The sequence below is a fragment of the Streptomyces sp. genome (genome assembly GCF_019510245.1).
Taxonomy (GTDB): domain Bacteria; phylum Actinomycetota; class Actinomycetes; order Streptomycetales; family Streptomycetaceae; genus Streptomyces.
This window is the reverse complement of record NZ_JAEKKT010000531.1, coordinates 1-1460: the sequence shown is the minus strand read 5'-3', so window position 1 is coordinate 1460 and position 1460 is coordinate 1. Positions and strand designations below refer to the sequence as shown.

Here is a 1460-nt window from a genome sequence, read left to right as displayed (position 1 = left end):
CCGGCCCTGTACCTGCCACATGCGGTGACCGGCCTCGGACAGCTCGGGCAGCGGGCGCAGGATGCGGGCCGTCTCCTGGTCCTCCGTGCCCGCGGCCCGGATGGTGCGGTGTCCGCCGACGGCCTCCGAGAGCGCCTGCGCGATCCGGCCCTGCTCCTCCTGGTAGCGCGTCACGCACTCCCGGGTGTCACGGGAGAAGGCGCGCAGCAGCAGGGCGAGCGCCGGCGCTCCGGCCAGGAACACGGCCGCGAGCCAGGGGGAGACGAGGCCGAGGGCCACCACGGCCCCGACCGGTCCGGCGAGTGCGGCGAACAGTGCCGCGCGGGCGGTCGGTGCCGTGCCGGCCTGCGCGGCGTTGCCGACGAGGCGGGCGACGAGGTCTCCGGGCCCGAAGCGGGCGCTGGCGCGCGGGCCGACGGCCAGGACGTGTCCGGTGAGGCGACGGCGCAGCCAGGCGGTGGTGCGCGCGTCGAGGGTGCCGCCGAGGACGGTCTCCGCCGCGTCGAGCACGGCGATGAGGAGGACCAGTGCGGCGCAGCAGAGGATCCAGCGGGTCGCCGGCGCGTGCGCCAGCAGCATGTCCAGGGTGCGGCCGAGGGCCGCGGGCAGCAACAGTCCGGCGCCGGTCGCCGCCGTGCTCACCAGGCACAGCACCAGACAGCGGGCGGGGGCCGGACCCAGGAGGCCGTGCCTGGCCGGCGGCGAGGTGCGAGTCGTCATACGGCGGCCTTCCCAAGGTGTGCAGAACCCCGGGCGGTCCCTCCCTCGCGGGAGTGGACCGCCCGGAGTCATGGGCGCACGATGGCGGTCAGAGACAGAGCGTGACGCTTGCCGCGCTGACGCAGGACAGCAGGCTCAGGGTGCTGTTGCCGCCGCCGCCGGTGTGCTCGTCGGACTCCATCGTCTGCAGGTCGAGAAGTGCCATCTCGGTTTCCTTTCTTCGGTGTCGTCCACCCGTGGGGACGGGGTTGGGTCACGGCTCCGTCAGGTCGCGGAACCGCGTATGGGGGGCCGCCCGAGCGGCGGCAGGAACGGCAGGTGCGCGGTGACCGGATCGCCGGGGGCCGCGTGGGCCGCGCCGAGCGCGAGCAGGCACCCTGCCGTTCCGGTGCCCAGGTCCATCGACAGGCGCATCATCTGGTGGCCGGGGAAGGCCAGTTGGCCCTGGTAGTCCATCGAGAACCAGCCGAGCCCGTCGATCTGTTCGGCCAGCCGCTCGCGGGTCGCGCCGGGGGTGTCCGTGCGCGCCAGGTGCAGGATCATCCCGGCGCGGCCCTGGAAGAGACCGGGCTGTACGTAGAAGCGGCTGGTGGCGGCGGTCAGTACCCCGGCCCGCGCCCGCTCGAACTCGCCCTCGGTGTCGACGCCTTGGGCGAGGTAGTCGTCCAGGACCATCCCGATGCCGGCGCTTCCCTCTCCGAGGTAGGGCAGGGTCCGCCAGCCCTCGTCGACCTCCAGTG

At 74.2% G+C, this 1460-nt stretch carries 2 protein-coding genes and 1 pseudogene; all 3 read right to left on the bottom strand.

Annotation, left to right across the window (positions count from 1 at the left end; all coding sequences use genetic code 11):
* Window positions 1–720, bottom strand: a 720-nt coding sequence (locus tag JF597_RS55110; protein ID WP_294014787.1) for an ABC transporter transmembrane domain-containing protein, incomplete at its 3' end; no start/stop codon positions are given.
* 88 nt (window positions 721–808) lie between these two features.
* Window positions 809–925 carry a SapB/AmfS family lanthipeptide gene (locus JF597_RS55105; RefSeq protein WP_020117173.1) on the bottom strand — a complete coding sequence of 39 codons (117 nt, stop codon included), beginning with the start codon at window positions 923–925 and terminating at the stop codon, window positions 809–811.
* Between the two features lie 59 nt (window positions 926–984).
* Window positions 985–1460 (bottom strand): annotated as a pseudogene (locus tag JF597_RS55100) (lantipeptide synthetase); the annotation flags it as partial.